Source organism: Lysobacter sp. 1R34A, from assembly GCF_051217035.1.
Classification (GTDB): Bacteria; Pseudomonadota; Gammaproteobacteria; order Xanthomonadales; family Xanthomonadaceae; genus Lysobacter.
Map to the genome: position 1 here is coordinate 1 of NZ_JBPKJP010000006.1, position 25,055 is coordinate 25,055.

Genomic DNA, 25,055 nt, shown 5'->3' on the forward strand with positions numbered 1-25,055 from the left:
CGCCCGACCAGCGCCGCCGCGGCCCGGTCGGCACCGGCGAGGGTCGCCTTGCTCGGCACCGGCACCGTCGGCGGCGCGGTGATCGCGCGGCTAGCCTCGTGGCGCGGCACCGCGCTCGGCGAACGACTGTCGCTGGTGCATGTCGCGAACTCGCGCCGCGCCGCGGTCGGCCTCGACGGCATTTCGCCGGAGCGGGCGGTCGCCGCCCTGGCCGATTCCGTGCAGCCTAGTTCGCTGGGCGATATCGCGCTGGCGCTCGAAGGCGAGGGTGCGCGGGTGGTGATCGATGCGACCGCCAGCGAAGCGGTCGCCGAACAACACGCGCAGTGGTTGGCGCAGGGCATCCATGTGGTCACCGCCTGCAAGATCGGGCAGGGCACTACCCTGGCGCGGTGGCGCGCGATCCGCGACGCCTGCGCGCAAGGCGGCAGCGGCTACGGCGATAGCGCCACGGTCGGCGCCGGCTTGCCGCTGCTGCGCAGCCTGCGCGAACTGCAGGCCGGCGGCGACCGTATCCACGCCATCGCCGGCGTGCTGTCGGGCTCGCTGGCCTGGCTGTTCAATCACTACGACGGCATGCGCCCGTTTTCGGCGCTGGTACGCCAGGCGCGCGATGCCGGCTATACCGAGCCCGACCCGCGCGACGACCTGTCCGGCGAGGACGTGCGGCGCAAGCTGTTGATCCTGGCCCGCGCCGCCGGCGTCGCTCTGGACGCCGGCGAGGTCGAAGTGGCTTCGCTGGTGCCGCCGGAACTGGCGATCCTGTCGCGCGACGGCGTGGACGCGGCGCTGCCGGCGCTCGATGCGCCCTTGCGCGAGCGTTATGCCGGAGCCTACAAGAACGGCGAGAAGCTGCGCTTCATCGCCCGCCTCGAGCGTCGCGACGACGGCCGCAGCTCGGCCAAGGTCGGCCTGGAATCCCTGCCCGGCGACCACCCCCTGGCCGGCGGCGCCGGCACCGACAACAAGGTCGCGATCTGGTCGGACCGTTATCGCGCACAGCCCCTGGTGATCCAGGGCCCGGGTGCGGGCGCGGAAGTGACCGCGGCGGGGCTGTTGGATGATGTATTGCGGCTGGTGGGGTGATCGTTCGCTCGCGGAGCGGCTTATAGGGCAGGAGCGGCGCGAGCCGCGACCGCCATGTCCCAATGTCGCGTCGCCTTCGGTTGTGCCCCTGAAGGAGCGAGGTGAGTCGCGACCATGGGACGCGCAGAGGCGGCGAGGCTGTCGCCGGTCGTAGAAGCGGCGTGCTCTCGCGAGGTAGGAGCGGCGCAAGCCGCGACATCGCTGCGACGGTTTCGCTACGTCTCTCTCAAACAAGATCAAGATCAAGTCCAAAGCTTCCGCCACTGAAGCGGCGGGTTACTTTCTTTTGTCTAAAGCAACAAAAGAAAGGTAACCAAAGAAGTTGCTTTGTTTTGAATCAAGGGCCCGCACGCGCGACGCATACGTGGGGCTTTTTCATACGGGACATCCCTGTCCCGATGAAAAACGGCCTGCATCCATGCAGGCCGCCCTCCGGGTCTTTCTCTTGCCTTCGCGAGTTCGCGGCTACACACGGCACCCGCGACGACTGCAGCTGTCATCGGAGCCACGCAGCCATCCTCCTGTAGGAGCGGCGCAGCCGCGACCGCGGATCTGCGGTTGCCGGCGCGGGCGATCGCGGTTGCGCGGTCGCGGCTTGCGCCGCTTCTACAAGCTCTGGGCCGGCGCATAGATCCGGCCGCGAAACGCGACCACCAGAAACGAAATCGGAGCGCCGATCGGGGGGATGATCGGCGCTCCGTTGCATATCACCGCGACGTATCGCTCGCCGCGGCTTTGCAAAACTGTGCCGAGGGCGCGCCAATCGGCTGGCCTTCGTAAAACGTGACTGAAGAGCGTTGGCGATGCTGCAGCAAGGCTCCGATCTGCATCCGCGATGTGCGATCCGCGATGCTGGCCGGACCTGAGGACGTCTGCCTCCGATCAGCCGAATATCCGTCGCGCTGCGATTGATCGTCGTTAAGCGAGCAACGTCCCGGCAACCCTCTCCCGCGTGGGGAGAGGGCCTTACTGGTGATTATTTCGCCGTCTTACTTCAGGCCGTCGCTGATCGCGGTGGCCAGGCTGCCCTGGGCGTCGTCGCCGCTGAACTCCCAGAAGAACGCGCCGCCGAGGTTCTGCGCCTTGACGTAGCTCATCTTCTGCGTGACCAGCGCCGGGGTGTCGTAGCTCCAGAACGTGGTGCCGTTGTACTTCCAGGTCGCGGTGGCGTTGGCATCGGTGTGGACGGTGCCGGCGAGATTCTTCAGGACCTTGTAGTCCTCGATGCCGGCTTCGTAAGTGCCCGGGGCCGCGGTGCCGCTTTGGTACAGGCCGTTGTTGACGTTCGGCACGTTGGTCCAGCCGCGGCCGTAGAACCCGATGCCAAGGTTGAGCTTGGAGGCCGGCACGCCGCGCGACAGGAAGGCTTCGATGGCGTCGTTGGAGTTGTAGAACTTCTGGTCGCCGGTCGAGGGATCGTTGGGCGAAGCGAACAGGGCGGAGTGATGGTTGGTCTTCGGGTCCCACGCGCCGTGGAAGTCGTAGGTCATCACGTTGATGAAGTCGAGGTAGGGGTGGTACGCGGCCGGGTTGGTCACGCGGATCTTGTCGATGCCGGCGCCGACGGCGACGGTCAGCAACAGGCCCGGTCGAACGGCATCTAGCTGCTTGCGGAACTCGGCCATCAACGCGGTGAAGTTGGCGTTGTCTTCCGGGGTGCCGCAGGCGATGCCGCAAGCGACCGGGTATTCCCAGTCGATGTCGATGCCGTCGAACACGCCGGCTGCCGCGCCCGGACCGCCCGCGCCGTCGGTGACCGGCAGGTTGCCTTTGATGTAGGCATCCACGCAGGATGCGACGAAGGCTTGGCGGTTCTCAGGACGCGCCGCGCTGGAGAAGCCGCGCGACCAGGTCCAGCCGCCGAGCGAGATCAGCACCTTGAGGTTCGGGTGCTTGGCCTTGAGCTGCTTGAGCTGGTTCCAGTTGCCGCGCAGCGGCTGGTCCCAGGTGTCGCTTGCGCCGCTGACGCTTTCGCCGGCCTGGAAGGCCTTGGTGTAATCGGCGAAGGCGTCGCCGCCGACGCCGGTGTTCGGGTCGGACGGAACGGTCACGCCGACTTCGCAGCGGTTGTTGCGGACGTTGCCGAAGGCGTAGTTGATGTGGGTGAGCTTCGCTGCCGAGCCGCTGGTGTCGATGTTCTTGACCCGGTAGTTGCGGCCGTAGATGCCCCACTGGACGAAGTAGCCGATCACCTTTTTGTTGCCGCCCGGGCCGGTCGGCTTGGTGGTCGCGCTGATGGATGCGGTCTGAGCCGAGGCGTTGCCGGCCTTGTCGCGCGCACGCACGGTGAAGCTGTAGCTGGTGCTGGCGGCCAGGCCGCTGCTGACGTAGCTGTTGCTCGTGGGCGAGCCGACCAGGCTGCCGTTGCGGTAGACGTCGTAGCCGGCCACGCCGCTGCCGCCGGCGTTGTCGGTCGATGCGTTCCAGGCCAGCGAGATGCTGCTGGAGGTCTGCGACGGCGAGGACAGGCCGCTCGGCACGCTCGGCGGCGTGGTGTCGGTGGGACCGGCGCCGACGGTGATGCTGACCGCGGCTGAGGTGGTGGTCGCGTTCTGGTTGTCCTTGGCCACGGCGGTGAAGCTGTGGTTGCCGGCGGTCGCGTTGTTCCAGCTCACGCCGTAGGGCGAGCTGGTGTCGACGCCGAGCGAGGCGCTACCGCGGAAGAACTCGACGCTGGCGATGCTGCCGTCGCTGTCGGCCGCGTTGGCGCTGACGGCGATGTTGGCGCCGGCGTTGTAGTTGGCGCCGTTGCTCGGCGCGGTCAGCGAGACGGTCGGCGACTGATTGCCGGGACCGGTGCCGCACACGCCCAGATCAACGTACCAGCCGCAGCTCGCACAATGGGTCGGCGGGGTGTTCCAGATCTGAATGGCGGCTTGGTACAGATGGTTCTGGTACGTCAGCTTGTCGCCGGCGTTGTAGATCGTCGAGGGGTTCCAGGCGGGAACTCCGGTGCAGGACGCGCCCTGCGCATACGCCGTCGATAGCGACGACGCGGCGAGCATGGCGGACAGCAACAGCAGGTTGGCGGACCGTGCGTGTCTCATGATGCTTCCTCTCTCCCGTGCATAGTCAAGACAGAGCCGGCCATGACCGGCCAGCGGCAGTTCCCCGCCGTGTTTGAAGAAAGGCCATGGCCTTCCGTCCTGCATGGGAGGCTCGTGCCTCCTCGAGTGATCGGCGCTCGCGCCGTCGTGTCTTGTGCTGCGGTCCTGCGGCGCACTGCCGCCGTGGCGGCGCGACCGGTGCGATAGGCCGGTCGTACGCATGTCGCTATGCGGCTTGGGCCGCGATCCCTCGGCATCCTCCCTGCGATGACCGCTGCGTCGGAGCGCCGGACGGCGCCTGCTCGCTGGTGGGCAAACTGGCCTTGCGTGACAACGTTGTCAACTCGTGATTCCAGCCTTTGCGGTGTGGTTCACAGAACACGATGACAACGTTCGCCGAATGCGACGGAATTTGCTGCGTCGCAGCGCGAAGGAAAATTGACTTATCTTTAGAAACAGTGACATACGGCGATGTCTCAAAGACATTGATGTCCATCGCAGGTCATTGGAGTTGTTGAAGTGTGCGATGACGCGGCGCAACATCGGCATTGCGCGATTGCGATGCGCGCGGCGACGAGGCCCGGGTCGGCGCGGTGGCGTTTAAGAAGCTCCTGTAGGAGCGGCGTGAGTCGCGACCATGGGACGCGCAGAGTTCACAACGCCTACGTCGTCGATCGGAGGTCGGAGCCGTCGCGAGGGTAGGAGCGGCGTAGCCGCGATCACGGACGAGCAGAGACGACGAGGCCGTTGCCGGCCGTAGAAGCTGCGTGCTCTCGCAGGGTAGGAGCGGCGCAAGCCGCGACTGCGACCTCTCAATCTCGCGTCGATGGTGGCCGCAGCCGGTCTGGGTAGGAGCGGCGCAAGCCGCGACTGCGACCTCTCAATCTCGCGCCGATGGTGGCCGCAGCCGGTCGGGGTAGGAGCGACGCAAGCCACGACTGCGACCTCTCAATCTCGCGTCGATGGTAGCCGCAGCCGATCAGGGTAGGAGCGGCGCAAGCCGCGACATCGCTGCGACGGTCTTGCTGCGTCTCTGTCTAGTAAGGTTAGAGCCAGAATCAAGATCAAGATCAAGATCAAGATCAAGCCTAAAGCTTCCGCCACTAAAGCGGCGGGTTACTTTCTTTTGTCTAAAGCAACAAAAGAAAGGTAACCAAAGAAAAACGCTTTGTTTTGAATCAAGGGCCCGCACGAGCGATGCCTCCGCGGTGATTTTTCATACGGGACATCCCTGTCCCGATGAAAAACGGCCCGCATCCCTGCGGGCCGCCCTCCGGGTCTTCTTTAGCCTTCGCTAGTGCGAAGCTGCGCACAGCAACAGCAACAGCAACAGCAACAGCAACAGCAGCAACAGCACCAGCACCAGCACCAGCACCAGCACCAGCAACAACAACGTTAGCGTCAGGGCCAGCCAGCGGTAATCGTGCGGCCGCTATGGCTTGGTGGCGGGGGCGGCGAGCGCTTCGATCAAATGGCGGTTGAAGCGGTCGGGCGCTTCGACTTGCGGTGAATGGCCCAGGTCGTCGAATTCGATCAGGGTCGAGTGGGCGATGGCGCGCGCTGCGCGACGGCCCAGCTCGGGATACAGGCCGAGCTTCGGCTTGAGCTCGGCCGAGGCGAGGTCGCGATTGATCGCGGTGCGATCGCGCTGGCCGATCAACAAGGTGGTCGGCACGCGCAGGTTGCCGAACTCGTGCACCACCGGCTGGGTGAATATCATGTCCGAGGTCAGTGCCTGGTTCCAGGCCACGCGTTCGTGGCCCGGACCGGCGTAGAGCCCGGCGAGCATGCCGACCCAGCGGTCGTACTCGGGTTTCCATTGGCCGCCGTAGTAGACCTCGAGTTGATACTGCTTGATCGAGGCGAAACTGGTCTTGAGTTCGCGCGCATAGGCCTCGTCGACGCTGCGCCACGGCACGCCGAGCGCTTTCCAGTCTTCCAGGCCGATCGGATTGACCAGCAGCAGACGCTCGCTGGCCTGCGGATACATCAAGGCATAGCGCGCGCCGAGCATGCCGCCCATCGAATGCCCGATGATGCTGGCGCGTTCGATCCGCAACGACTGCAGCAGCGCATGCGTGTTCGCGGCGAGCTGATGCAGGGTGTACTGATAATGCACGGGCTTGCTGGATTTGCAGAAGCCGATCTGGTCGGGCGCGATCACCCGATAGCCGGCGTCGCGCAGCGCGGCGATGCTGGATTCCCAGGTGGCCGCGCAGAAATTCTTGCCGTGCAGCAGCACCACGACGCGGCCGTTGGCGCGCTGCGGACGCACGTCCATATAGGCCATCTGCAGGGGTTCGCCTTGCGACCGGATGGCGTGGCGCTGCACCGAGTGCGGATAGTCGAAGCCTTCGAGTTGCGGACCGAACGAAGGCAGCGCCGGTTCGGCGGCGCCCGACGAAAGCGCGAACAGCGCCGGCAGGGCGGCGAGGAGGGACTTGCGCACCGGGAGCGCTCCATGAGGGGGAGCATGCATCTTATCCAAGCCGTGCAGCCGCATCGCCACGGCGCCACGGCGGCGACCGGGTTGGCCGAACGCCCGGCGACAGGGCGGCGAGTGATGCCCGGGAGTGCGCGAGCGCCTGCGGCTCAGGCGCCGCAGGCTCAACGATGCCCCGACTGCGGCGCTGCCGAGCGCAGCGCGCGCACTCGGCCGGCCGGGACCGGCTCGGTGCGGCCGCCGTAGCGGGCGCGCAGCCAAGTGGCGAGTTCGGCGACCTGGGCATCGTCGAACTGGTCGCCGAAACCAGGCATTTCCTGCATGCGTTCCAGGCCGGGCAGATCGTGTTCGGGCAAGCCGTCGAGGATCGCGACGATCACGTTGTGCGGATTCGCATCGCGCAGGCCGCTGTTGCCGCGCAGGGCCGGGGCGACGTGCGGCACGCCCTGGCCGTCGCGGCCGTGGCAACCGGCACAGACCGCGAGATAGCGATCCTGCGCCGGCGTCGCGGCGACCTCGCCGGCCGAGTGCGCGAGCGCCGCGGCGGGGCGGGGCGAATCGCCGGTGAGATAGGTCGCGATGGCATCGAGGTCCGGGCCGGCGAGTCGGCTGGTGGACAGATTCACCACCTTGAGCATTTCGTCCGAGGCCACCGCCTGCGCAGCGATGCCGGTGGCGAGGTAAGCGCGCAGACCGGCGCGGTCCCAGCCGCGCGCCGCGAGTCCGGTCGGGGTGAGATCCGGCGCGGCGTAACGGCCGAGCTCGTCGTTGCCGGTCAACGGGCGCTCGCGATCGACTTGGCCGAGCCAACCGCGCGGGCTATGGCACTCGCCGCAATGGCCCAGCGTTTCGACCAGGTATTCGCCGCGTTTCCAGGCCGCCGAACGACCCTGCGAGGCGGGCTGCGCATCGGCGCCGGCGAACAGCAGGTTCCAGGCGTGGATGCCGGTGCGGATGTTGAAGGGGAAGCCGACGCCGTTGGCGCGGTTGGCCTGCTGCACAGCCGGACGCGTCATCAGATAGGCATAGATCGCATCGCTGTCGGCCCGCGCCAGGGTCTTGTAGGAGACATACGGCATCGCCGGATACAACTGGTGACCGTCGCGCGCCTCGCCGCGGGTGACCGCGTGGAAGAACTCGTCGGCGCTGTAGCGGCCGATGCCGGTCTGCGCATCGGGGGTGATGTTGGTGCCGTGGATCACGCCGAACGGGGAGGCCAGCGGCACTCCGCCGGCGAACGGCGCGCCGCCGTCGGCGGTATGGCAGGCCGCACAGTCGCCCGCGGCGACGAGGTAACGGCCGCGTTCGATCTGTGCGGCGCTGGCCCGGACTTGCACGGCCGGGCCGCGCTGATGCCAGCGCTGCACCAGCCAGCTGCCCAGCATCCACACCAGTATCAACGCGGCGAGCACCAGCGCCCACAGGCCAAGGCGTTTCCAGCGGCGCCGGCTCATGGCGCGTCCTCCCGCCGGCTGCGTGCGGCATCGGCGCCGCGGACCAGGCCGGGCGTTTTCAGCACCAGTTCCTTGACCGCCTGGTAATAGCGGACATAGCCGGTGCAGCGGCACAGGTGCGGATCGAGCGCGTCGGTGATGGTGGCCTCGATTTCGCTATGCGCGATCGGCCGCTTGGCCAGGCGCTCGAGCAACACCGTGGCGGCGTTGACGAAGCCCGGCGTGCAATAGCCGCACTGGAAGCTGAAATGATCGAGGAAGGCCTGCTGCACCGGCGACAGCGCCTTGATCGCGCCGTCCTCGTCGCGCTGCGCGTGGCCTTCGACCGTGCGGATGCGTTTGCCGTTGAAATAGTGCGCGCCGGTGATGCAACTGCGCACCTCGCGCGGTCCATGTTCGTCGTCGACGATGACGGTGCAGGCGCGGCATACGCCCTGGCCGCAGCCGAAGCGGGTACCCGTCAGGCCGAGGTACTCGTGCAGGACGTCGACCAACATCATGTCCTCGGGCACCTCGAGCGGCCCATGGCGACGACCGTTGATGTCGAGCGCGAGCGGGCGCGTGCGGATCGGCGAGGCGCTCATGCGCGGGCCTCCTGGGCGGCAGCGGCGGTCGCCTCGTCGTCGGCGGCAGCCGCGAGGATCTTGTCCGGGGTCACCGGCAGTTCGCGGAACCGGTGGCCGGTGGCGTGGGCGACGGCGTTCACGATCGCCGGCACCACCGCGATCATCACCACCTCGGCCATACCCTTCGGCGCATCGGTCTGCGACACCGGCGGCAGCAACTCGCCGCTCTGCTTCCACACCGCGACGTCGCGCGCGCGCGGCAGGGCGTAGCGGTTGAAGTTCCAGCTGCCGTTGCCGGGGCCGTCTTCGTACAGCGGCAGGAATTCGTGCAGGGCATGGCCGATGCCCATCGCCAGCCCGCCTTGCAGCTGGCTGGATACCAACTCGGGCACGATCGGCGTGCCGCATTCGAGGATCGAATGATGGTTGAGCAGTTCGACGCGGCCGGTGCCGGTGTCGACCGCGACCTCGGCGATGGTGCCGACGGCGCTGTAATAGACGACGCCGGCGTTATTGCGTTGCGGCGGCGGATAGAACACGCGCGTGCGTTCGACGATGCGGTAGCCGTTGGCGGTCGGCGTGCCGGGTGTTCCGCTTGCCGGGGCTTCGGCGCCGTCGCCCCAGCGCAGGGCGAGGCCGTCCAGCGGCAGGCGCGCGTCGTCGCGCAACGGAAACTCGGCTTCGGCCCATTGCCAGCGATTGAAGGTGTGCACGATCGCGCCGGTGACGAGGCCGAGTTCGTAGGCCTTCGCGGTCAACTGCGGCAGGCTCAGCGGCGCCAGGCCGCCGGCGGTGAGCCGGCCTTCGACCCAGCGCGCATCCTCGCGCCGTATCGCCAGCGGCGAGAGTTGGCCGCCGCCGTAGCCCTGGCTCCAGATCGCCTGGGCAGCCGGCCACAGGCCCTGGGTGAACACCAGCCGCGCCGCTTCGCGGGTGGCGTGGCTGAAGAAATAGGCCGAGTTGCTGGCGCTGCTGGGGCTGGCGTAATTCGGCGTCCAGCGCGGGTCGCCGATGTGCGCGGCCTGCACCTCGGCCGTCATCAGCCAGGGATCGTCGGTGGCGAACATCGGCAGCTCGCGCCAGTCGGTTTCGCCGGTGCGGATCTCGTCGGCCGGCCGGCCCAGCCATTGCGCGCAGACCGCGGCCTGGCTGGTGGCCATGCCGGTGCCCATCTCGATGCCGATGTGGCGCAGGGCGATGCGGCCGTCGCGGTCGAGCGCCACTTCGGCGAAGGCGGCCTCGGCGCCGGTACCGTAGTCCTTCTGCACGCAGCCGAAGCCGACTCCGTAGCGCCGGCCGGGGTGCGCCGCCTCGTACTCGCGCTTGCGCGCCGCGCGTTGGCTCCACAGCGGATGCGCGCGCGCTTTGCGCAGGATATCCTCGGCGCGTTGCAGGCCGCCGGGAATCGCGCCCTGGGTGTTCTTCATGCCGGTCGCGAACACGTTGCGCAGGCGCAGTTCGATCGGGTCGAGCCCGAGCTCTTGGGCGATCTCGTCGACCAGCATCTCGGTCGCGCCCATGCTCTGCAGGGTGCCGTAGCCGCGCGCCGAGCCGGCATCGAGCGCGCGCGAGGCGATCACGGTACTGGCCAGGTCGCTGCGCGGAAAGTAATAGATCGACTGCGCCGCGGTCGCCGCGACCAGGCACACCGAGGGCGAGAAATTCATCCGGCCGCCGCCGTCGCCCTGCATGCGCCCCTGGAATACCTCGAACTTGCCGCTCGCCCGATCGAGCTTGAGCCGATAGTGCATGCGGAAACTGTGGCGCTTGAGGCTCGACTGGAATTGCTCGTAGCGGTCGTTGGCGAGCCGCACCGGCCGGCCATCGCCGTACAGCGCGGCGGCCAGGGCGTAGAACGGGTAAGGATTGTGGTCCTTGGAACCGTAGCCGACGGTGTAGCAAGGATGCAGGACCAGGTTTCTGACCCCGAACCGGCTGGCCGCGAGCATGCGCGCGCCGTCTTCGGCGACTTCGTTGGGCGATTGCGTCGCCGACACGGCATGCACGGTGGCGGTGGCGGCATCGAACCAGCCGTTGCCGTTGTCGAGCTCCATCGCCGCGGTGTCGATGGACTGGGAGAAATACTCGCGCTCGAACACTTGCTTGTCGGCGCCGGGCCGGTCGAGTTCGGCGGTCATCGCCTCGGCATGGGCCATGCCCTGTGCATCGATCGTGCCCATCGCATCGGCCAGCGGCCATTGCGGGGCCAGCTTGCGATAGCCCGCCGGAAACAGCGGGGTGTCCTTGAGGCTGGAATAGGCGTCGTCGTCGAACGGCGTCGCCCCGCCCACGCGCACGTAGCGGAAGCTGGCCCAGGGCGCGCGCTCCAACGGGCCGCTCTGCGCGCCCCAACGGATCAGCTCCTCGCGGAACTTGAGCCGGCTCTTGGCGGCGCGGAAGCGGGCGAAATCGTGCCAGATCAACAGAGCCACGGCGTGGCCGAGGTAAGCCGGGGTCTTGCCGGCCGGCAGCAGCATGTCCTCGCCGTAGAACTTGGGAAAGGCGACCCCGTCGCGCAGCAGATCGGCCGCGGTGACGATGCGGTCGGGCTGCAGCCCGGCGTCGAGCGAGGACAGGTCGATGCCTTCGAACACGTGGTCGGCGCGGGTCACTCGCAGCAGCATCGCGTGGGCCTGCGCGCGCGGCCAACCGGGCAGGTCGCGCGAACGCATGTCGTAGCTGAAAAGCTTCTCGCCGGTGACCTTGGCGGTGGCGTCGCTGCGGTAGCGGATGTGCCCGGTCTTGGGGTCCCAGGGCCCGGGCCGGATGCGCTCGCGCTCGAACAGGGCGGCGATGGCGGCGCTGCCCGGGGCGGCGATGTACACCGTGATCCCGGCCACCAGGCTGCCTTTGAGGAAATCGCGACGGCTCAAGCGGGCTGGCATGGCTGACTCCGGCTGGCGCTGGCCGATAGTAGTCACATGTTGCGCGGCAATATGCGGTGAAATCGCGCGATTCGACGGATCGACCGGCGGCCGGCGCGGCCGCGGCGCTCGGCTCAGCCGCGGACGGCGCCCGCGAATTCGTCGCGCCAGCCGCGGATCGCGTCGGCCGCGGCCTGGCCGCGGGCCTGCAGCAGGAAGTGCGGTGCGTCGATCTCGATGCAGCGCGCATCCGGCCGGGCTCGGCCGATGCGCCGCCAACTGTCGCCTGACACCAGGCGGTCGCGGCTGGCGCGCAGATACAGCAGCGGGCAGGCGATGTCGGCCAGCGCGGCGGTAACGTCGGCCGCGCCGCCTTCGCGCAGGCGATGACGCATCACCGCCGGGTCCAGCGAAGCCAATAGCGGGCCCAGGCGTTCGCGCCACGACGGCGACGACCAGCGGCCGAGCATGGCCGAGGCGACCCAGCGCGTCGGCATCCGGGCCAGCGGCAAGCGCCCGGCGAGCCGCGACAGCGTCGCTGCGCTCAGGGGCGAGCCCGGCGGCCGCGGCGCGCGCGCGAACGAGGCGCACAGCACCAACCCGGCGAGCTGCGGCGGCCTGGAGGCAGCGAGACGGATCGCGATCGGGCCGGAGAACGACTCGCCGAGCAGCAGATAGGGCGCGTGGGCCGGCAACTGCGGACGCACGAGTTCGATCAGTTCATCGTAGCCCAGCGGGCGATCGCGCGGGTAGGCGATGACCTCGGTGGCGAAGGCCGGCGCCATCGCCGCGACGAAGTCCGTCAGCAGCTCGCCGGTGCCGTCCATGCCGGGCAGCACGATGCAGCGCATCGGCGTCATGCCCGCGGTTGCGGGTCCGATAGCGCGCCGAGCCGGTCGAGCGACTTCAGCAACAACGGGCGATGACGCGCGAGTTTCATCCAGGTGGGCAGGCGCGAGACCATGCTCCGGTGGGCGACGCCGCGGCGTTCGCGCTGGTCGGCCGCGATGTAGCGGCGCAACTCGTCGAGGTGCTGCGCGTTATACGCCCACAACAGGCCGGCCCGGGTCGGTTCGATCAGCCGCAACGGCAAACCGAAGTGCGGATCGAGCCCCGCGTTCCCGCGCCGCCGCATGGCATCGACCTGGACCTCGCTGCTGCGCTCGCAGACCGGGCATTGCAACGGCAGCGACTCGCCCAGATGCGTCGAGCTGCATTCGTGCACGTGCCGGGCCTGGCTGGACGAGGGGCGAATCCGGTCGATGCACAGCCATTGGTGGCCGCAGTAGCCGCAGGGTCTTCTTCCGTAGACGCGGACCTCGCCGAACCAGTCGCAACGGGCGTCGCGCGCTTCCAGCGCACAGTGCGCGCAGACGAAGCGCGCATGCCATTGCCGGTCGCGCCAGTCGGCGCACACGGTGCCGGCCTGCCCGCAGCGCGGGCAGCGGACCTCGATGCGGTCGGCGAAGACGCCGAGGCTGCGGCCTTCGTCGCGGTGCCGGCGCGGCGCGCTCATCGCCGCCTCAGCACTCGATGACGTTGACCGCCAGGCCGCCGCGCGAGGTTTCCTTGTACTTGTCCTGCATGTCGCGGCCGGTGTCGCGCATGGTCTTGATGACCTTGTCGAGGCTGACCTTGTGCTTGCCGTCGCCGCGCATGGCCATGCGGTAGGCATTGATCGCCTTGACCGCGCCCATCGCATTGCGCTCGATGCAGGGGATCTGCACCAGCCCGCCGATCGGGTCGCAGGTCAGGCCGAGGTTGTGCTCCATGCCGATCTCGGCGGCGTTTTCGATCTGGCTCGGGGTGCCGCCGAGCGCGGCGACCAGACCGGCCGCCGCCATCGAACAAGCCACGCCGACCTCGCCCTGGCAGCCGACTTCGGCGCCGCTGATCGAGGCGTTTTCCTTGTACAGGATGCCGACCGCGGCCGCGGTCAGCAGGAAGTTGCGCACGCCTTGCAGGTTGGCGCCGGGGCAGAATCGGTCGTAGTAGTGCAGCACCGACGGGATGATGCCCGCGGCGCCGTTGGTCGGCGCGGTGACGACGCGGCCGCCGGCGGCGTTCTCTTCGTTGACCGCGAGCGCGTACAGATTGACCCAGTCGAGCACGGTTAGCGGGTCGCGCATCGCCGCTTCGGGCTTGCTCGACAGTTCCGCGAACAAGGCCGGCGCGCGCCGCGACACGTGCAGGCCGCCGGGCAGGGTGCCGGTCTCGCGGATGCCGCGCGCCACGCAGGACTGCATCGCGTTCCAGATCGCGTCGAGGCCGTCGTTGATCTCTTCGCTGGTGCGCCAGACCCGCTCGTTGGCCATCATCATCTCGGCGATGCTGAGGCCGCTGCGTTGCGCCTGCGCCAGCAGCTCGTCGCCGGAGTGGAACGGATACGGCAACTCGGTGGTGTCGGCGACGATGCGGTCTTCGGCCGCTTCGTCCTGGTTGACGACGAAGCCGCCGCCGACCGAATAATAGTCGCGCGTGGCGATGACTTCGCCGGCCGCGTCGTAGGCGGTGAAGCGCATGCCGTTGGTGTGGAACGGCAGTTTCTGGCGCTTGTTCATGATCAGGTCGTGCTTCTCGTCGAAGCCGATCTCGTGGCGGCCGAACAAACGGATGCGCTTGGTCGTGCGGATGCGTTCGAGCGCCGCCGGGATGATGTCGGGGTCGATCTGGTTCGGCCAGTGGCCCTCCAGCCCCATCAGCACCGCCTTGTCGGTGCCGTGGCCGCGTCCGGTCAGGGCGAGCGAGCCGAACACCTCGGCGCGCACGCGCGCGGTGCGGGCGAGGTCGGCGCCATCGGCTTCGGCGTTGCAGCCTTCGATGAGCCAGCGCTCGATGAAGCGCGCGGCGGCGCGCATCGGGCCGACGGTATGGGACGAGCTCGGGCCGATGCCGATCTTGAACAGGTCGAAACTGCTGACTGCCACGGGCTTGCTGCTCCAACGAGGGAAGAAGTCGGACGATGCTGGCGGACCGCGTCGCCGGCATCCGGACCGCGATGCCGCGGCAGGCGCGGAGCCGCTTATTCTACCCGGGTCGACCTGTTCCCGACGCCATACTGCGCCGCATTGCCATGACCGCCACCGCTCCCGTCCTGACCCTGTTCCAGCGCGACGACTGCCACCTGTGCGACCTCGCGCTGGAGGTGCTGGCGCAGGCCCGCGCGCCCGAGTTCGACAGCGTCTTCATCGACGAAGACGAAGGCCTGGAAGCCTTGTACGGAATGCGGGTACCGGTCTTGCGCGATGAGGCGGCCGGAATCGAGCTGGATTGGCCGTTCGATGCGGCGGCGGTCGCGGTGTTGCTGGGGCGGGTGGGGTGAGGACTGAGCGGCCGGGCTGCGTCTACGTTTCCCGCTTTGAGAAAGGGGGAGGGGCGTTGCCGCAAAGATTTTGCTGTTGTTCTACGCAGCCGAGTATTAGCGAAGGCCCTAGGAAGACCCGGAGGGCGGCCTGCAGGGATGCAGGCCGTTTTGCATCGGGGCAAGAAGGTCACGTATGGAAAATTCCGGCATCGGCATCGGCATCGGCATCGGCATCGCTCGTGCGGGCTTGTGATTACCTTTCTTTTTTTGCTTATGACAAAAGAAAGTAACCCGCCGCTTTAGTGGCGGAAGCTTTGGGTTTGATCTTGATCTATTGAACGAGAGAGCCGCCGCAAGACCGCCACAGCGATGTCGCGGCTTGCGCCGCTCCTACCCCTGGCGAAAGCACGCCGCTTTGGTGAACGAGATGAGCCTTGGTGCCGGTGCGCGTTCCGCGGTCGCGACTCACGTCGCTCCTACAAAGGGAGTTCGCTGCACCCTGAGTAAAGAGCAAAGCTTCCGTCCGTAACGGCCGGGTTACTTTCTTTTGCTGGCCCAAAGATAACCAAGGAAAAGGCCTTCCCTGCAAGGGCACACGCCCGCACGATCGCTGCCGACGCAGGGATGCTCCAGACAGGTCATCCATGGCCTGCTTGCGCACGGCCCGCATCCCTGCGGGCCGCCCTACGGGTCAGCTTTTGACCGGCAAAGCAGCAAAGCAAGTCAAAATCACGACAACGACAACGACAACGACAACGACAACGACAACGGCAAACGGCAAACGGTCAGCAACGCTGGCGTTAGGGGCCGCTGCCGCGACCCATCGCGCCGCTTACTTCGCCGGCGCGAACACCACCTTGGTGCTGACCGCCACTTCGTTCGGAATGATCGAGGTGTCGGCCCAGTCGCCGCCGCCCACGCCGAAGTCCAGGCGCTTGACCGTGGCCTTGCCGGCCAGCACGGGCTTGGCGCCGGCGGTCCAGGTGAAGGTCAGGGTGACCGGCTTGGTCGCGCCGCGCAGGTTGAGGCTGCCGTCGGCGGCGTAGTTGTTGCCGCCCAGGCTGCGGAACTTGGTCGCGGTGAAGCGGGCCTGCGGGAACTTGGCGATGCTGAAGAAGTCGGCGCCCTTGAGGGTGTCGTCGCGTTCGCTGTTCTTGGTGTTGGTGCCGGCCAACGGGATCACGACGTCGAGCTTGGAGGCGTTCAGCTGCGCGGGGTCGAAGCTGATGCGGGCGGTGAAGCCGGGGAAGTTGCCGGCGAACACCTCGCCCTGGTACTTGGTGGCGAAGGTCAGGCTGGAGCCGGGCTGCTGGACGTAGTCGGCGGCGAGGGCGGGCGCGGTGGCGGCGAACAGCAGGCCGGCCAGGGCGAGGGATTTAATCGGCATCGGGTTGCTCCGGAACTTGCGTAGGGGAAGGGGAAGAGGCATGGACAGGCGAGGCGGCCGGGGCGGGCTGCGGTTGGCGACGGCCCGGCAGCATCCGCGTCAGGGTGGCGTCGTTCTGGAACAGGTGGTGATAGAAGGCCGCGCCGGCATGCGCCAGGACCAGGGCGAGCAGCAGCCAGAAGCCGTATTCGTGGAGGTCGCGGCTCAGGCGCGACAGGTCTTCGCTGCGCTCGGCGATGCGCGGCAGATTGAACAGGCCGAAATACTGCAACGGGTAACCCGAGGACGAATTGAATACCCAGCCCGAAATAGGCAGGGCGAACATCAACGCGTACAGGGCCCAATGGGTCAGCGAGGCGATGCGTTCCTGCCAATGCGGGGTGCCGGCCACCGGGCGCGGGGCGCCGGCGTACAGCCGCCACAGCAGCCGCAGCGCGACCAGGCTCAACAGGGTCAGGCCCAGCGACTTATGCAGCGCGTAGATCTTGATCTTCGACGGGCCATTGCTCATGTCGGTCATGGTCAGGCCGATGATCGCGATCGCCGCGATCAGCAGCACGACCGTCCAGTGCAGCAACTGGCTGATCGGCCCCCAGCGGTCGGCGGTGTTCTTGAACGTCATCGGCGGGGCTCCGGTTCGGGCGTGGCTGGGCGGGGAGAAGGATCGGCGGTTTCGTCGCCGGCGGCAGGCAGGGCGTCGTCCGCCATCGGCTCGCTGTCGTCGGCGGGACTGTTGTCGAGATGCTGGTTGCGTACCGCCTCGGCTTCGATGCGCAGCTCGACCTCGTCGCCGATCACCGACTTCCAGGCGTCGATGCCGAACGCGGCGCGGCTCAGGCGCGCGGTCGCCGAGAAGCCGGCGGTATGGCGGAACGGCGGCAGCGGGTGGCGCTTGTAGGCATTGAGCCGCACCTCCATGCACAGCGGGCGGGTGACCCCGTGCAGGCTCAGCGCGCCGCAGACCCGGGCGCGGTCGGCGCGGTGCTCGCCCTCGGCCGGCAGCGGTTCGACGGTCTCGGAAACGAAGCGGGCGAGCGGGTGGCGCTTGCCGTCGAGCAGGTTGGCGGCGAGCGTGGCGGCATTCCATTTGGCGTCGCCGAGGTCCAGCCGGGTCAGCGGCAGGCTGACCTCGAGCTTGGCGCTGCGCCAGTCGTCGCGGTCGAACAACAGGCTGCCGCGGGCGCCCGACACGGTGCCGAGGGCCTGGGAGAAACCGGCATGCGAGACCGCGAACATCACCCGCGTATGCACCGGGTCCAGGCCGTAGCGCTGCGGCGGCGCCGCGCTTGCGACGGCCGAGGCCAACGCGAACGGCAGCGCGGCCAGCGCGGCGGTCAGGGCGGCGCAACGGCGGATGAGAGGCATGGCGGCTCCGGCAGGGTTCGGGGGATTCTAGGCATAGCCGCGCAAAGTCGTGTCTAGGCACGCGCAACGATCCGTTTCGACCCGCCGTAGCGGCGGGAGTTCGGTGCCGGCGAGCGGCGCCTCTTGCTTCGTACAGGCGGTATCGCCGAGCCTAGTGGGCGAGGGAACGAACAAGACGGGCGCTGGGACGCCGCGTTCCACCCGGGGAGGGGACCGAATGCTGCGTGCGCTGCTAACCGCCTGTCTGTGCCTGGGCGCCCCTTGGGCGGCCGGAGCCGCCGTGCCCGAAGTGCCGCGCGCGCGCATCATCGGCGTCGCCGACGGGTTGCCGTCGAGCAAGGTCAACGGCATGGCCTTCGACCACGCCGGCTATCTGTGGCTGGCCACGACCGACGGCCTGGCCCGCTACGACGGCATCGGCATGAAGGTCTGGCGGCATACGCCCGGCGACCCGGCGTCCTTGCCCGGCAACGACCTGACCCTGGTCTCGGTCGACGATCGCGACCGCATCTGGGTCGCGGCCGAGGGCCGCGGCCTGAGCATGATGGACGGCAAGCGCGAGGGCTTCGTCCACTACCGCCAGGCCGACCGCCCCGAGATCGGCAGCGACGACACCTTCGCCGTCGCCAGCCGCAACGGCGAGATCTGGTTCGGTACCTACGGCGGCGGTCTGCACCGGCTCGACCGCGACGGCCGCATCACCCGCTTCGTGCCCAAGCCCGGCGATCTGCGCAGCCTGCCGGCGGAAACGGTGCTGTCGCTGGCCTACGACGCCCGCGGCGATCTGTGGGTCGGCACTTTCAAGGGCCTGGCGCGCTGGACCGGCAGCGATTTCGAACGCATCGACGTGCCCGGCGAAGAGCCGGCGCCGTGGATCTTCTCGGTCACCCCGGTCGGCGACCAGCTCTGGGTCGGCACCAAGACCGGCCTGTACCGGCGCGAGCGCGACGGCCGCTGGACCGATCCCGACTACTCGGTGATGTTCGGCCATCTCAATGCGGTGCTGAGCCTGGCGCCCGACCGCGGCGGCAATTTCTGGCTCGGCACCCAGCGCAGCATCTGGCGGGTCGCGCCGGGCGCGGTGCCGGTGCCGGCCACGCTCGGCCCGGCCCGGCCGGCGCGGCCGGTGCAGCAGATCGTCGGCCAGGACGACGGTTCGTTCTGGTTTCCGTTCGCCGGCACCGGCGTGGGCTATCTGCGGTCGGACTGGCGCCGCATCGCCCAGTACTCGCGCGAACGCGGCACCTTGTCGAGCGAGCTGTATCCCTCGCTGGCGCCGTCGGCGAGCGGCGGGTTGTGGCTGCTCGGCGCGCGGGGCGAGATCGAACGCCTCGGCGCCGACGGCGTGGTCGAGCCGGTCAGCGACGGGCCGCACGACTCGATCGGCCACAGCCTGCCCAATGCCGCGGTCGAAGACCGCAAGGGCCGGTTGTGGGTCGCGACCAGCCGCAACAGCGTGGTCCGGATCGATCCTTCCGGCGTGTGGCGCGACTGGACCGTGGATACGCCGGAACCGGCGCTCAACGGCGAGCCGGAGCGGATGCTGATCGCGCGCGACGGCAGCCTGTGGATCTCGTTCCTGACCCAGGGATTGCAGCAGCGCGACACCGACACCGGCAAGGTGTTGTCGACGATCCTGGTCGGGCCCGAGCAGGGCATCGGCGTCGGCGACCTGGGTTCGATGAAGATTGCGCCCGACGGCGCGCTGTGGGTGGCGTCGGGGCAGGGCATGCTGCGCCACGATGCCGCCGGCAACCGCATGCGGCCGGTGCAGGGCCTGCCGCGCGAGCGGGTGTTCGGTTTCGTCTTCGACGACGCCGACAGCCTGTGGCTGCAGACCCTTCAGGGGTTGGCGCAATATCGCCGCGACGGCGCACGCTGGCGCCTGCACTTGCAGGTCGGTGTGGCCGAGGGCATTCCCGCGGTCGAGGCGACCGACCTGTTCCGCGACCGCCTCGGCCGGATCTGGATGCCGACCTCGCGCGGCCTGTTCCGCTGGGATCCCAAGCACCGTCAACTGCGCCACTTCGGCGTGCAGAACGGCATGAGCAGCCAGGAATTCATCCGCCGCGGTTCGGTCATGACCCCGCGCGGCGTGCTCGCATCGGCGTTGTCGGACGGCAGCGTGGTGCTGGTCGATACCGAGCTGGCCGACCCGCCGCCGCGCCAACCGCGGCTGCAATGGCATCAGCTCGACGTGCGTCGCCACGGCCGCTGGGTGCCGCTGCCGCTGCAAGGCTCGTCGCTGCCGGCGGGCGCGACCCGCGCCGCGCGTTACGCGACGATTCCGTCGCTGGCGCCGGACGACCGCGAAATGCGCGTGCAACTGCGCCTGCTGTCGTTCGACGATCCGCAGGCCAATCGGTATTACACCCGGCTGGAAGGCTACGACAGCGACTGGGTATCGGTCGGCAACAGCGGCGAGCGGGTGTTCGCCGGGCTGCCGTCGGGCAGCTACGTGCTGCATGCACGTGCGATCGACGCCAACGGCAACGCCGCGGTCGAGCGCACCCTCGAATTCAACGTGCGCCCGCCGTGGTGGCGCACGCCGCCGGCGCTGGCGGCGCTGGCCGGGTTGATCGCCTTGCTGGTGTGGTGGATCGCGGCCTCGTACCGGCGCCGCCTGCAACGCCGGCTGTCCTGGCAGGCCGCCGAACACGAGCGCGAAGTCGCCAAGCAGGCGTCGTTGGCGAAGACCCGCTTCCTCGCCACCCTCGGCCATGAAGTGCGCACGCCGATGACCGGCGTGCTCGGCATGAGCGAGCTGCTGCTCGACACGCCCTTGAACGAGCGCCAGCGCGGCTACACCGAATCGATCCTGCGCGCCGGCCAACACCTGTTACGGCTCGTCAACGACGCCCTGGACCTGGCCCGGATCGAATCGGGCAAGCTCGAACTCGCCGACGAGTCCTTCGACCTGCGCGCGCTGATCGAACAGGCGGCCGAACTGATGCGGCCGCTGGCGCAGCAGCGCGGGCTCGCGTTCGAGGTGCTGATCGCGCCGAGCGCGCCGCGCGGCCTGCGCGGCGACGCCAGCCGGGTGTGCCAGATCCTGCTCAACCTGCTCGGCAACGCGATCAAGTTCACCGAGCAGGGCAAGGTCAGCCTGATCGTCGATGCGCTGGCGCCGCAGGGCGTGCGCTTCGAGGTCGCCGACACCGGGCCGGGCTTGAACGAAGAACAAAAGGCGCGCCTGTTCCGCCGCTTCGAACAAGCCGACGGCGCGCGCACCGCGGCGCGCTACGGCGGCAGCGGCCTGGGCCTGGCGATCTGCCAGGAGCTGGCCGCGGCGATGGAAGGGCATATCGCGGTGCACAGCGAGCCCGGCCAGGGCGCGCATTTCGTGTTCGAGCTGCCGTTGCCGAGCGCCGAACCGCCGGTATCGCCGTCGTCGACGCTGGAACCTGCCTCGCGCGGCGCGCAGGTAGGACCGCTGGCGTTGCTGTTGGTCGAAGACGATCCGACCGTGGCCGAAGTGATCGCCGGCCTGCTGCGTGCGCAGGGCCACCGCGTCACCCATGTGGCCAATGGCCTGGCGGCGCTCGCCGAAGTCACCACCGCGCATTTCGATTTGGCGCTGCTCGACCTGGACTTGCCCGGCATCACCGGCCTCGACCTGGCCCGGCAACTGCGCGCGCAAGGATTCGCCGCGCCCCTGGTCGCGGTGACCGCGCGCGCCGACGCCGATGCCGAACCGCAGGCGAGCGCGGCCGGCTTCGACCGCTTCCTGCGCAAGCCGGTGACCGGCGCGATGCTCGCCGACACCGTGGCGGCGGTGCGGGCGCAGAAGCCTTGATCGCCCCGCGCTGTCGCCCAAGCGCCGGGGCAAGCGTGACCCGATGCGCAGTTGAGATCCGCGTGCCCGCCCGGGGCGCCCGATGAACCGGATGGATGTCGCACAATGAGCCACGCTTGCGCCTGCGGAACACCGTTGCGACGATAGCGTTCGACCGCACCGGGGGCTTCGCTCGCGGTCCAGGAGGTACCCGTGCTGGGACGTTGTCTGTGTCTGCTGATGTTGCTGTTCGCCATGCAGGCAGAGGCACGCCTTCCCGAAACGCCGCGTTTCCGCCGCTACGGCCAGGAACAGGGGCTGCCCAAGTCGGTCGTCAGCATGGACCTGGATCGCCAGGGCTATCTGTGGATCGCGACCGAGGACGGGCTGGCCCGCTACGACGGCGTCGAGTTCACCGTCTGGCGCCATGTCATCGGCCTGTCCGGCTCGCTGCCGGACAATTCGATCGAAGACGTTTATGTCGACGGCCGCGACCGCGTCTGGGTCGCCAGCCGCGATGGCCTGAGCTGGCTCGGCAGCGATCGCAAGGAATTCGTCCGCGTCGTCTTCGAGGGCCAGGACGCTTCGTGCAGCGATGATGTCTCGTACATGACCGGCACGCCGGACGGCGCGATCTGGACCGCGACCTACGACGGCGAGATGTGCCGCATCGACGCGGAGGGCCGCCTGTCGCGCTATACCCCCGGCGTCGGCGCCGGCAAGCGCCTGCCGCCGGGGCCGGTGACCGCGCTGCTCAGCGACGACCGCGGCCGCCTGCTGGTCGGCACCATGCATGGGCTGGTGCGGTTCGAGCGCGGCCGCTTCGGCCCGATCGGCGGCGACGACACCGCCGGCGTGCGGATCGGCGAGTTGTCGCGCGATGCCGACGGTTCGATCTGGGTCGGCAGCCAGCGCGGGCTGTTCCGGCTCGGCACCGACGATCGCATGACCCCGGCGCCGTGGGCGCTCGGCGAGCAGACCACCAACGCCATCGTCGTCGGCGACCAGTCCGGCGGACGCTGGATCGGCACCACCGCCGGCCTGTACCGGGTCGACCGCAACGGCGAGGCGCGGCTGTTGCAGGACGACGCCGGGGACGGCATCTGGGATCGCCGCAGCGGCCTGCAGCAGATGCTGCGCGACGGCGAAGGCGGGCTGTGGCTGGTGACCTATTCGCAGGGGCTGGTGTATCTGCCGCCGGACTGGAACCGTTTCGCTTCGATCACCTCGGTCGGCGGCGTGCAGATCGACCGCCTCGACGTGCGCGACATCGCGCCCGACGGCGAGGGCGGCTTCTGGATGTTGTCGGCCACCGACCTGTATCGCCTGCGCCGCGATGCGCGTGTGCTGGAACCGGTCGCCGACAACCGGCAGCTCGGCCTGAAGTGGATGCACACCCTGTATCTGCGCCCCGACGGCACCTTGTGGATCGGCCATTCCAGCGGCCTGAGCCTGTTCGACCCGGCCACGCGCACGGCGCGCAGCTGGCCGTTCGGCGCCGGCGAGCTCGGCACCACGGTGTGGTTCCTGCACGAGTTGCCCGACGGCGGCCTGTGGCTGTGGTTCTCCGACGGCAGCGCGCGCCGCTACAACGCCGCGGGCGAACGCCTGCCCTCGGGCGAGATCGAACGCGTGTTCGCGACCGCCGGTTTCACCACCGGCGCGGCGACCTTCGTGGTCGGCCCCGGCGAACGGCCCTGGTTCGCCGGCACCGCGGGTTTATGGCGTTGGGACGGCAAGCGCTTCGTCGCCGTGCCGGGTGGCGCGTTCGGCGACGTCCAGGCGATGGCCTTCGCCGGCCCGCACCGGCTGTGGGTCGCGCGCAACGGTGCCTTGGAGTCGCATCGCTGGGCCGAGGGTCAGCTCGTGTTCGAGCAACGCATCGACAACAGCGCCGGTTATCCCGACACCAGCGTGTCCGGCCTGCTGGTCAGCGACGCCGGCATGGTCTGGGCGACGACCTCGCGCGGGCTGCTGCTGGTTTCGCCGAAAGACAAGCGCCTGCGCCTGTTCGGCCTCGGCGACGGTATCCCTAACGTCGAGTTGAACCGGACCGCGCCGCAGCGTGGGGCCAAGGGCATCGCCGCGACCCTGTCGCTCGACGGCATGGTGCTGTTCGACCTCAATACGCCGTTCCCGCGTTCGCGGCCGCCGCGCCTGTCGCTGGAAAGCCTCAGCGTGCGCCGCGAAGAGGACGAGTGGGCGTTGCCGATCGAGCACGACACGGTGCAACTGGAATCCGGCGACCGCGATTTCCGCGTGGTCGCGCGGTTGATGTCCTTCCTCGACCCGCGCTCGCACACTTACCGTTTCAAGCTCGAAGGCTACGACCCGGACTGGATCGAGCAACGCGCCAACGGCGAGCGGGTGTTCTCGCGCCTGGAACCGGGCGAGTACCGGCTGCAGGTGAAGGCCGCCGGGGCCGACGGCATCTGGTCCGATCCGGCCGCTTTCACCTTGCACGTCAAACCGCCGTGGTGGCGCGCGACGTGGGCCCAGGCCGGGTTCGTATTGCTGGGCCTGTTGCTGCTCGGGATCGGCGCGCTTGGGTACCGCCGCCGGCTCGGCCGACGCAGCGCCTGGCAGCTCGCGGTGCACAAGCGCGAACTGGCCGAACAGGCCTCGCTGGCGAAGACCCGCTTCCTCGCCACCCTCGGCCACGAAGTGCGCACGCCGATGACCGGCGTGCTCGGCATGAGCGAGCTGCTGCTGGATACGCCGCTGGACCCGCGCCAGCGCAGCTACACCGAGGCGATCCGCCGCGCCGGCGAGCATTTGCTGCGGCTGGTCAACGACGCGCTGGACCTGGCGCGGATCGAATCGGGCAAGCTCGAACTCGAAGATCGCGCCTTCGACCTGCGCGCGCTGGTCGACGAGGTCACCGGGCTGATGCAGCCGCTGGCGCGCCAGCGCGGGCTCGCCTTCGAGGTGGTGATCACTTCGAGCGCGCCGCAAGGCCTGCGCGGCGATCCGAGCCGGGTCTGCCAGATCCTGATGAATCTGCTCGGCAACGCGATCAAGTTCACCGAGCAGGGCAAGGTCAGCCTGATCGTCGATGCGCTGGCGCCGCAGGGCGTGCGTTTCGAGGTCGTCGACACCGGCCCGGGCTTGAACGAGGAACAGAAGACCCGGCTGTTCCGCCGCTTCGAACAGGCCGAAGGCGCGCGCACCGCGGCGCGCTACGGCGGCAGCGGTTTGGGCCTGGCGATCTGCCAGGAGCTGGCCGCGGCGATGGAAGGGCACATCGCGGTGCAGAGCGAACCCGGCCAGGGCGCGCGTTTCATCTTCGACGTGCCGCTGTTGCCGGTGGCGGCGCCGCCGCACGAAGCTTCGTCGTCGCCGCCGGAGCCTGCTTCGCGCGGTCTGCGGATCAGGCCGCTGGCGCTGCTGTTGGTCGAAGACGACGCCACCGTGGCCGAAGTCATCGCCGGCCTGCTGCGCGCGCAAGGCCATCGCGTCACCCATGTCGCCAACGGCCTGGCCGCGCTGGCCGAAGTGGCGACCGGGCACTTCGACCTGGCCCTGCTCGATCTCGATCTGCCCGGGCTCAACGGGCTTGATCTGGCGCGGCAGTTGCGCGCGCAGGGCTTCCTGCGGCCGCTGATCGCGGTGACCGCGCGCACCGACCCGGACGCCGAGCCGCAAACGCGCGAGGCCGGCATCGACCGCTTCCTGCGCAAGCCGGTCACCGGTGCGATGCTGGCCGAGGCGATCGCCGCGACGATGGACGGCGCAGCCCCGGAATAGGCGCGATGCCAGTGCAG

The 25,055-nt window shown here is 68.9% G+C and carries 14 protein-coding genes and 1 pseudogene; 4 read left to right on the forward strand and 11 right to left on the reverse strand.

Going from position 1 to position 25,055, the window contains the following annotated elements; translation table 11 throughout:
* A partial coding sequence (locus ACSAMQ_RS03545; protein WP_435394317.1) for a homoserine dehydrogenase occupies nucleotides 1–1,086 on the forward strand: 1,086 nt, incomplete at its 5' end.
* A gap of 989 nt (nucleotides 1,087–2,075) precedes the next feature.
* On the opposite strand, the gene ACSAMQ_RS03550 is transcribed toward ACSAMQ_RS03545, so the two are convergent.
* The 8 genes from ACSAMQ_RS03550 to ACSAMQ_RS03585 all read right to left on the reverse strand — a co-directional run bounded on the left by ACSAMQ_RS03550 (nucleotide 2,076) and on the right by ACSAMQ_RS03585 (nucleotide 14,387).
* Nucleotides 2,076–4,133 (reverse strand): glycosyl hydrolase family 18 protein, encoded by a 2,058-nt coding sequence (locus ACSAMQ_RS03550; RefSeq protein WP_435394318.1) that lies wholly within the window; start codon nucleotides 4,131–4,133, stop codon nucleotides 2,076–2,078.
* A 1,432-nt stretch (nucleotides 4,134–5,565) separates the two neighbouring features.
* On the reverse strand, nucleotides 5,566–6,582 hold the full coding sequence (locus tag ACSAMQ_RS03555; RefSeq protein WP_435394319.1) for an alpha/beta fold hydrolase: 1,017 nt from the start codon (nucleotides 6,580–6,582) through the stop codon (nucleotides 5,566–5,568).
* 158 nt (nucleotides 6,583–6,740) lie between these two features.
* Nucleotides 6,741–8,030, reverse strand: coding sequence for a c-type cytochrome (locus ACSAMQ_RS03560; RefSeq protein WP_435394320.1), 1,290 nt, complete (start codon nucleotides 8,028–8,030; stop codon nucleotides 6,741–6,743).
* On the reverse strand, nucleotides 8,027–8,614 hold the full coding sequence (locus ACSAMQ_RS03565; RefSeq protein WP_435394321.1) for a (2Fe-2S)-binding protein: 588 nt from the start codon (nucleotides 8,612–8,614) through the stop codon (nucleotides 8,027–8,029). Before ACSAMQ_RS03565 ends, ACSAMQ_RS03560 begins: the two co-directional genes overlap by 4 nt.
* Nucleotides 8,611–11,481, reverse strand: coding sequence for a xanthine dehydrogenase family protein molybdopterin-binding subunit (locus ACSAMQ_RS03570; RefSeq protein ID WP_435394322.1), 2,871 nt, complete (start codon nucleotides 11,479–11,481; stop codon nucleotides 8,611–8,613). Before ACSAMQ_RS03570 ends, ACSAMQ_RS03565 begins: the two co-directional genes overlap by 4 nt.
* 113 nt (nucleotides 11,482–11,594) lie before the next feature.
* Entirely contained in the window at nucleotides 11,595–12,320 is a 726-nt protein-coding gene (locus ACSAMQ_RS03575) for an alpha/beta fold hydrolase (protein WP_435394323.1), read from the reverse strand.
* Nucleotides 12,317–12,976 carry a hypothetical protein gene (locus ACSAMQ_RS03580; RefSeq protein WP_435394324.1) on the reverse strand — a complete coding sequence of 220 codons (660 nt, stop codon included), beginning with the start codon at nucleotides 12,974–12,976 and terminating at the stop codon, nucleotides 12,317–12,319. The genes ACSAMQ_RS03575 and ACSAMQ_RS03580 overlap by 4 nt, the downstream gene beginning before the upstream one ends.
* 7 nt (nucleotides 12,977–12,983) lie before the next feature.
* Entirely contained in the window at nucleotides 12,984–14,387 is a 1,404-nt protein-coding gene (locus ACSAMQ_RS03585) for an L-serine ammonia-lyase (protein WP_435394325.1), read from the reverse strand.
* 146 nt (nucleotides 14,388–14,533) lie between these two features.
* Between ACSAMQ_RS03585 and ACSAMQ_RS03590 the strand changes: the two genes are divergently transcribed.
* Nucleotides 14,534–14,782 carry a glutaredoxin family protein gene (locus ACSAMQ_RS03590; RefSeq protein ID WP_435394393.1) on the forward strand — a complete coding sequence of 83 codons (249 nt, stop codon included), beginning with the start codon at nucleotides 14,534–14,536 and terminating at the stop codon, nucleotides 14,780–14,782.
* A gap of 814 nt (nucleotides 14,783–15,596) precedes the next feature.
* Here ACSAMQ_RS03590 and ACSAMQ_RS03595 read toward each other — a convergent pair.
* The 3 genes and pseudogenes from ACSAMQ_RS03595 to ACSAMQ_RS03605 form a co-directional block, all read right to left on the reverse strand.
* Nucleotides 15,597–16,151: a YceI family protein gene (locus ACSAMQ_RS03595; RefSeq protein ID WP_435394326.1), complete on the reverse strand. Its 555-nt coding sequence runs from the start codon at nucleotides 16,149–16,151 to the stop codon at nucleotides 15,597–15,599.
* 64 nt (nucleotides 16,152–16,215) lie between these two features.
* Nucleotides 16,216–16,773 (reverse strand): annotated as a pseudogene (locus tag ACSAMQ_RS03600) (cytochrome b); the annotation flags it as partial.
* On the reverse strand, nucleotides 16,770–17,516 hold the full coding sequence (locus ACSAMQ_RS03605) for a YceI family protein (protein ID WP_435394327.1): 747 nt from the start codon (nucleotides 17,514–17,516) through the stop codon (nucleotides 16,770–16,772). The pseudogene ACSAMQ_RS03600 and the gene ACSAMQ_RS03605, both read right to left, overlap by 4 nt.
* A gap of 280 nt (nucleotides 17,517–17,796) precedes the next feature.
* On the opposite strand from ACSAMQ_RS03605, the gene ACSAMQ_RS03610 reads away from it, so the two are divergent.
* Both ACSAMQ_RS03610 and ACSAMQ_RS03615 read left to right on the forward strand, forming a co-directional pair.
* Complete coding sequence (locus ACSAMQ_RS03610) at nucleotides 17,797–21,312, forward strand: ATP-binding protein (RefSeq protein WP_435394328.1); 3,516 nt, start codon at nucleotides 17,797–17,799, stop codon at nucleotides 21,310–21,312.
* 192 nt (nucleotides 21,313–21,504) lie between these two features.
* The gene (locus tag ACSAMQ_RS03615; RefSeq protein ID WP_435394329.1) at nucleotides 21,505–25,038 is read left to right on the forward strand and encodes an ATP-binding protein; all 3,534 of its coding nucleotides are present in this window, start codon (nucleotides 21,505–21,507) and stop codon (nucleotides 25,036–25,038) included.
* Nucleotides 25,039–25,055 lie beyond the last annotated feature (17 nt).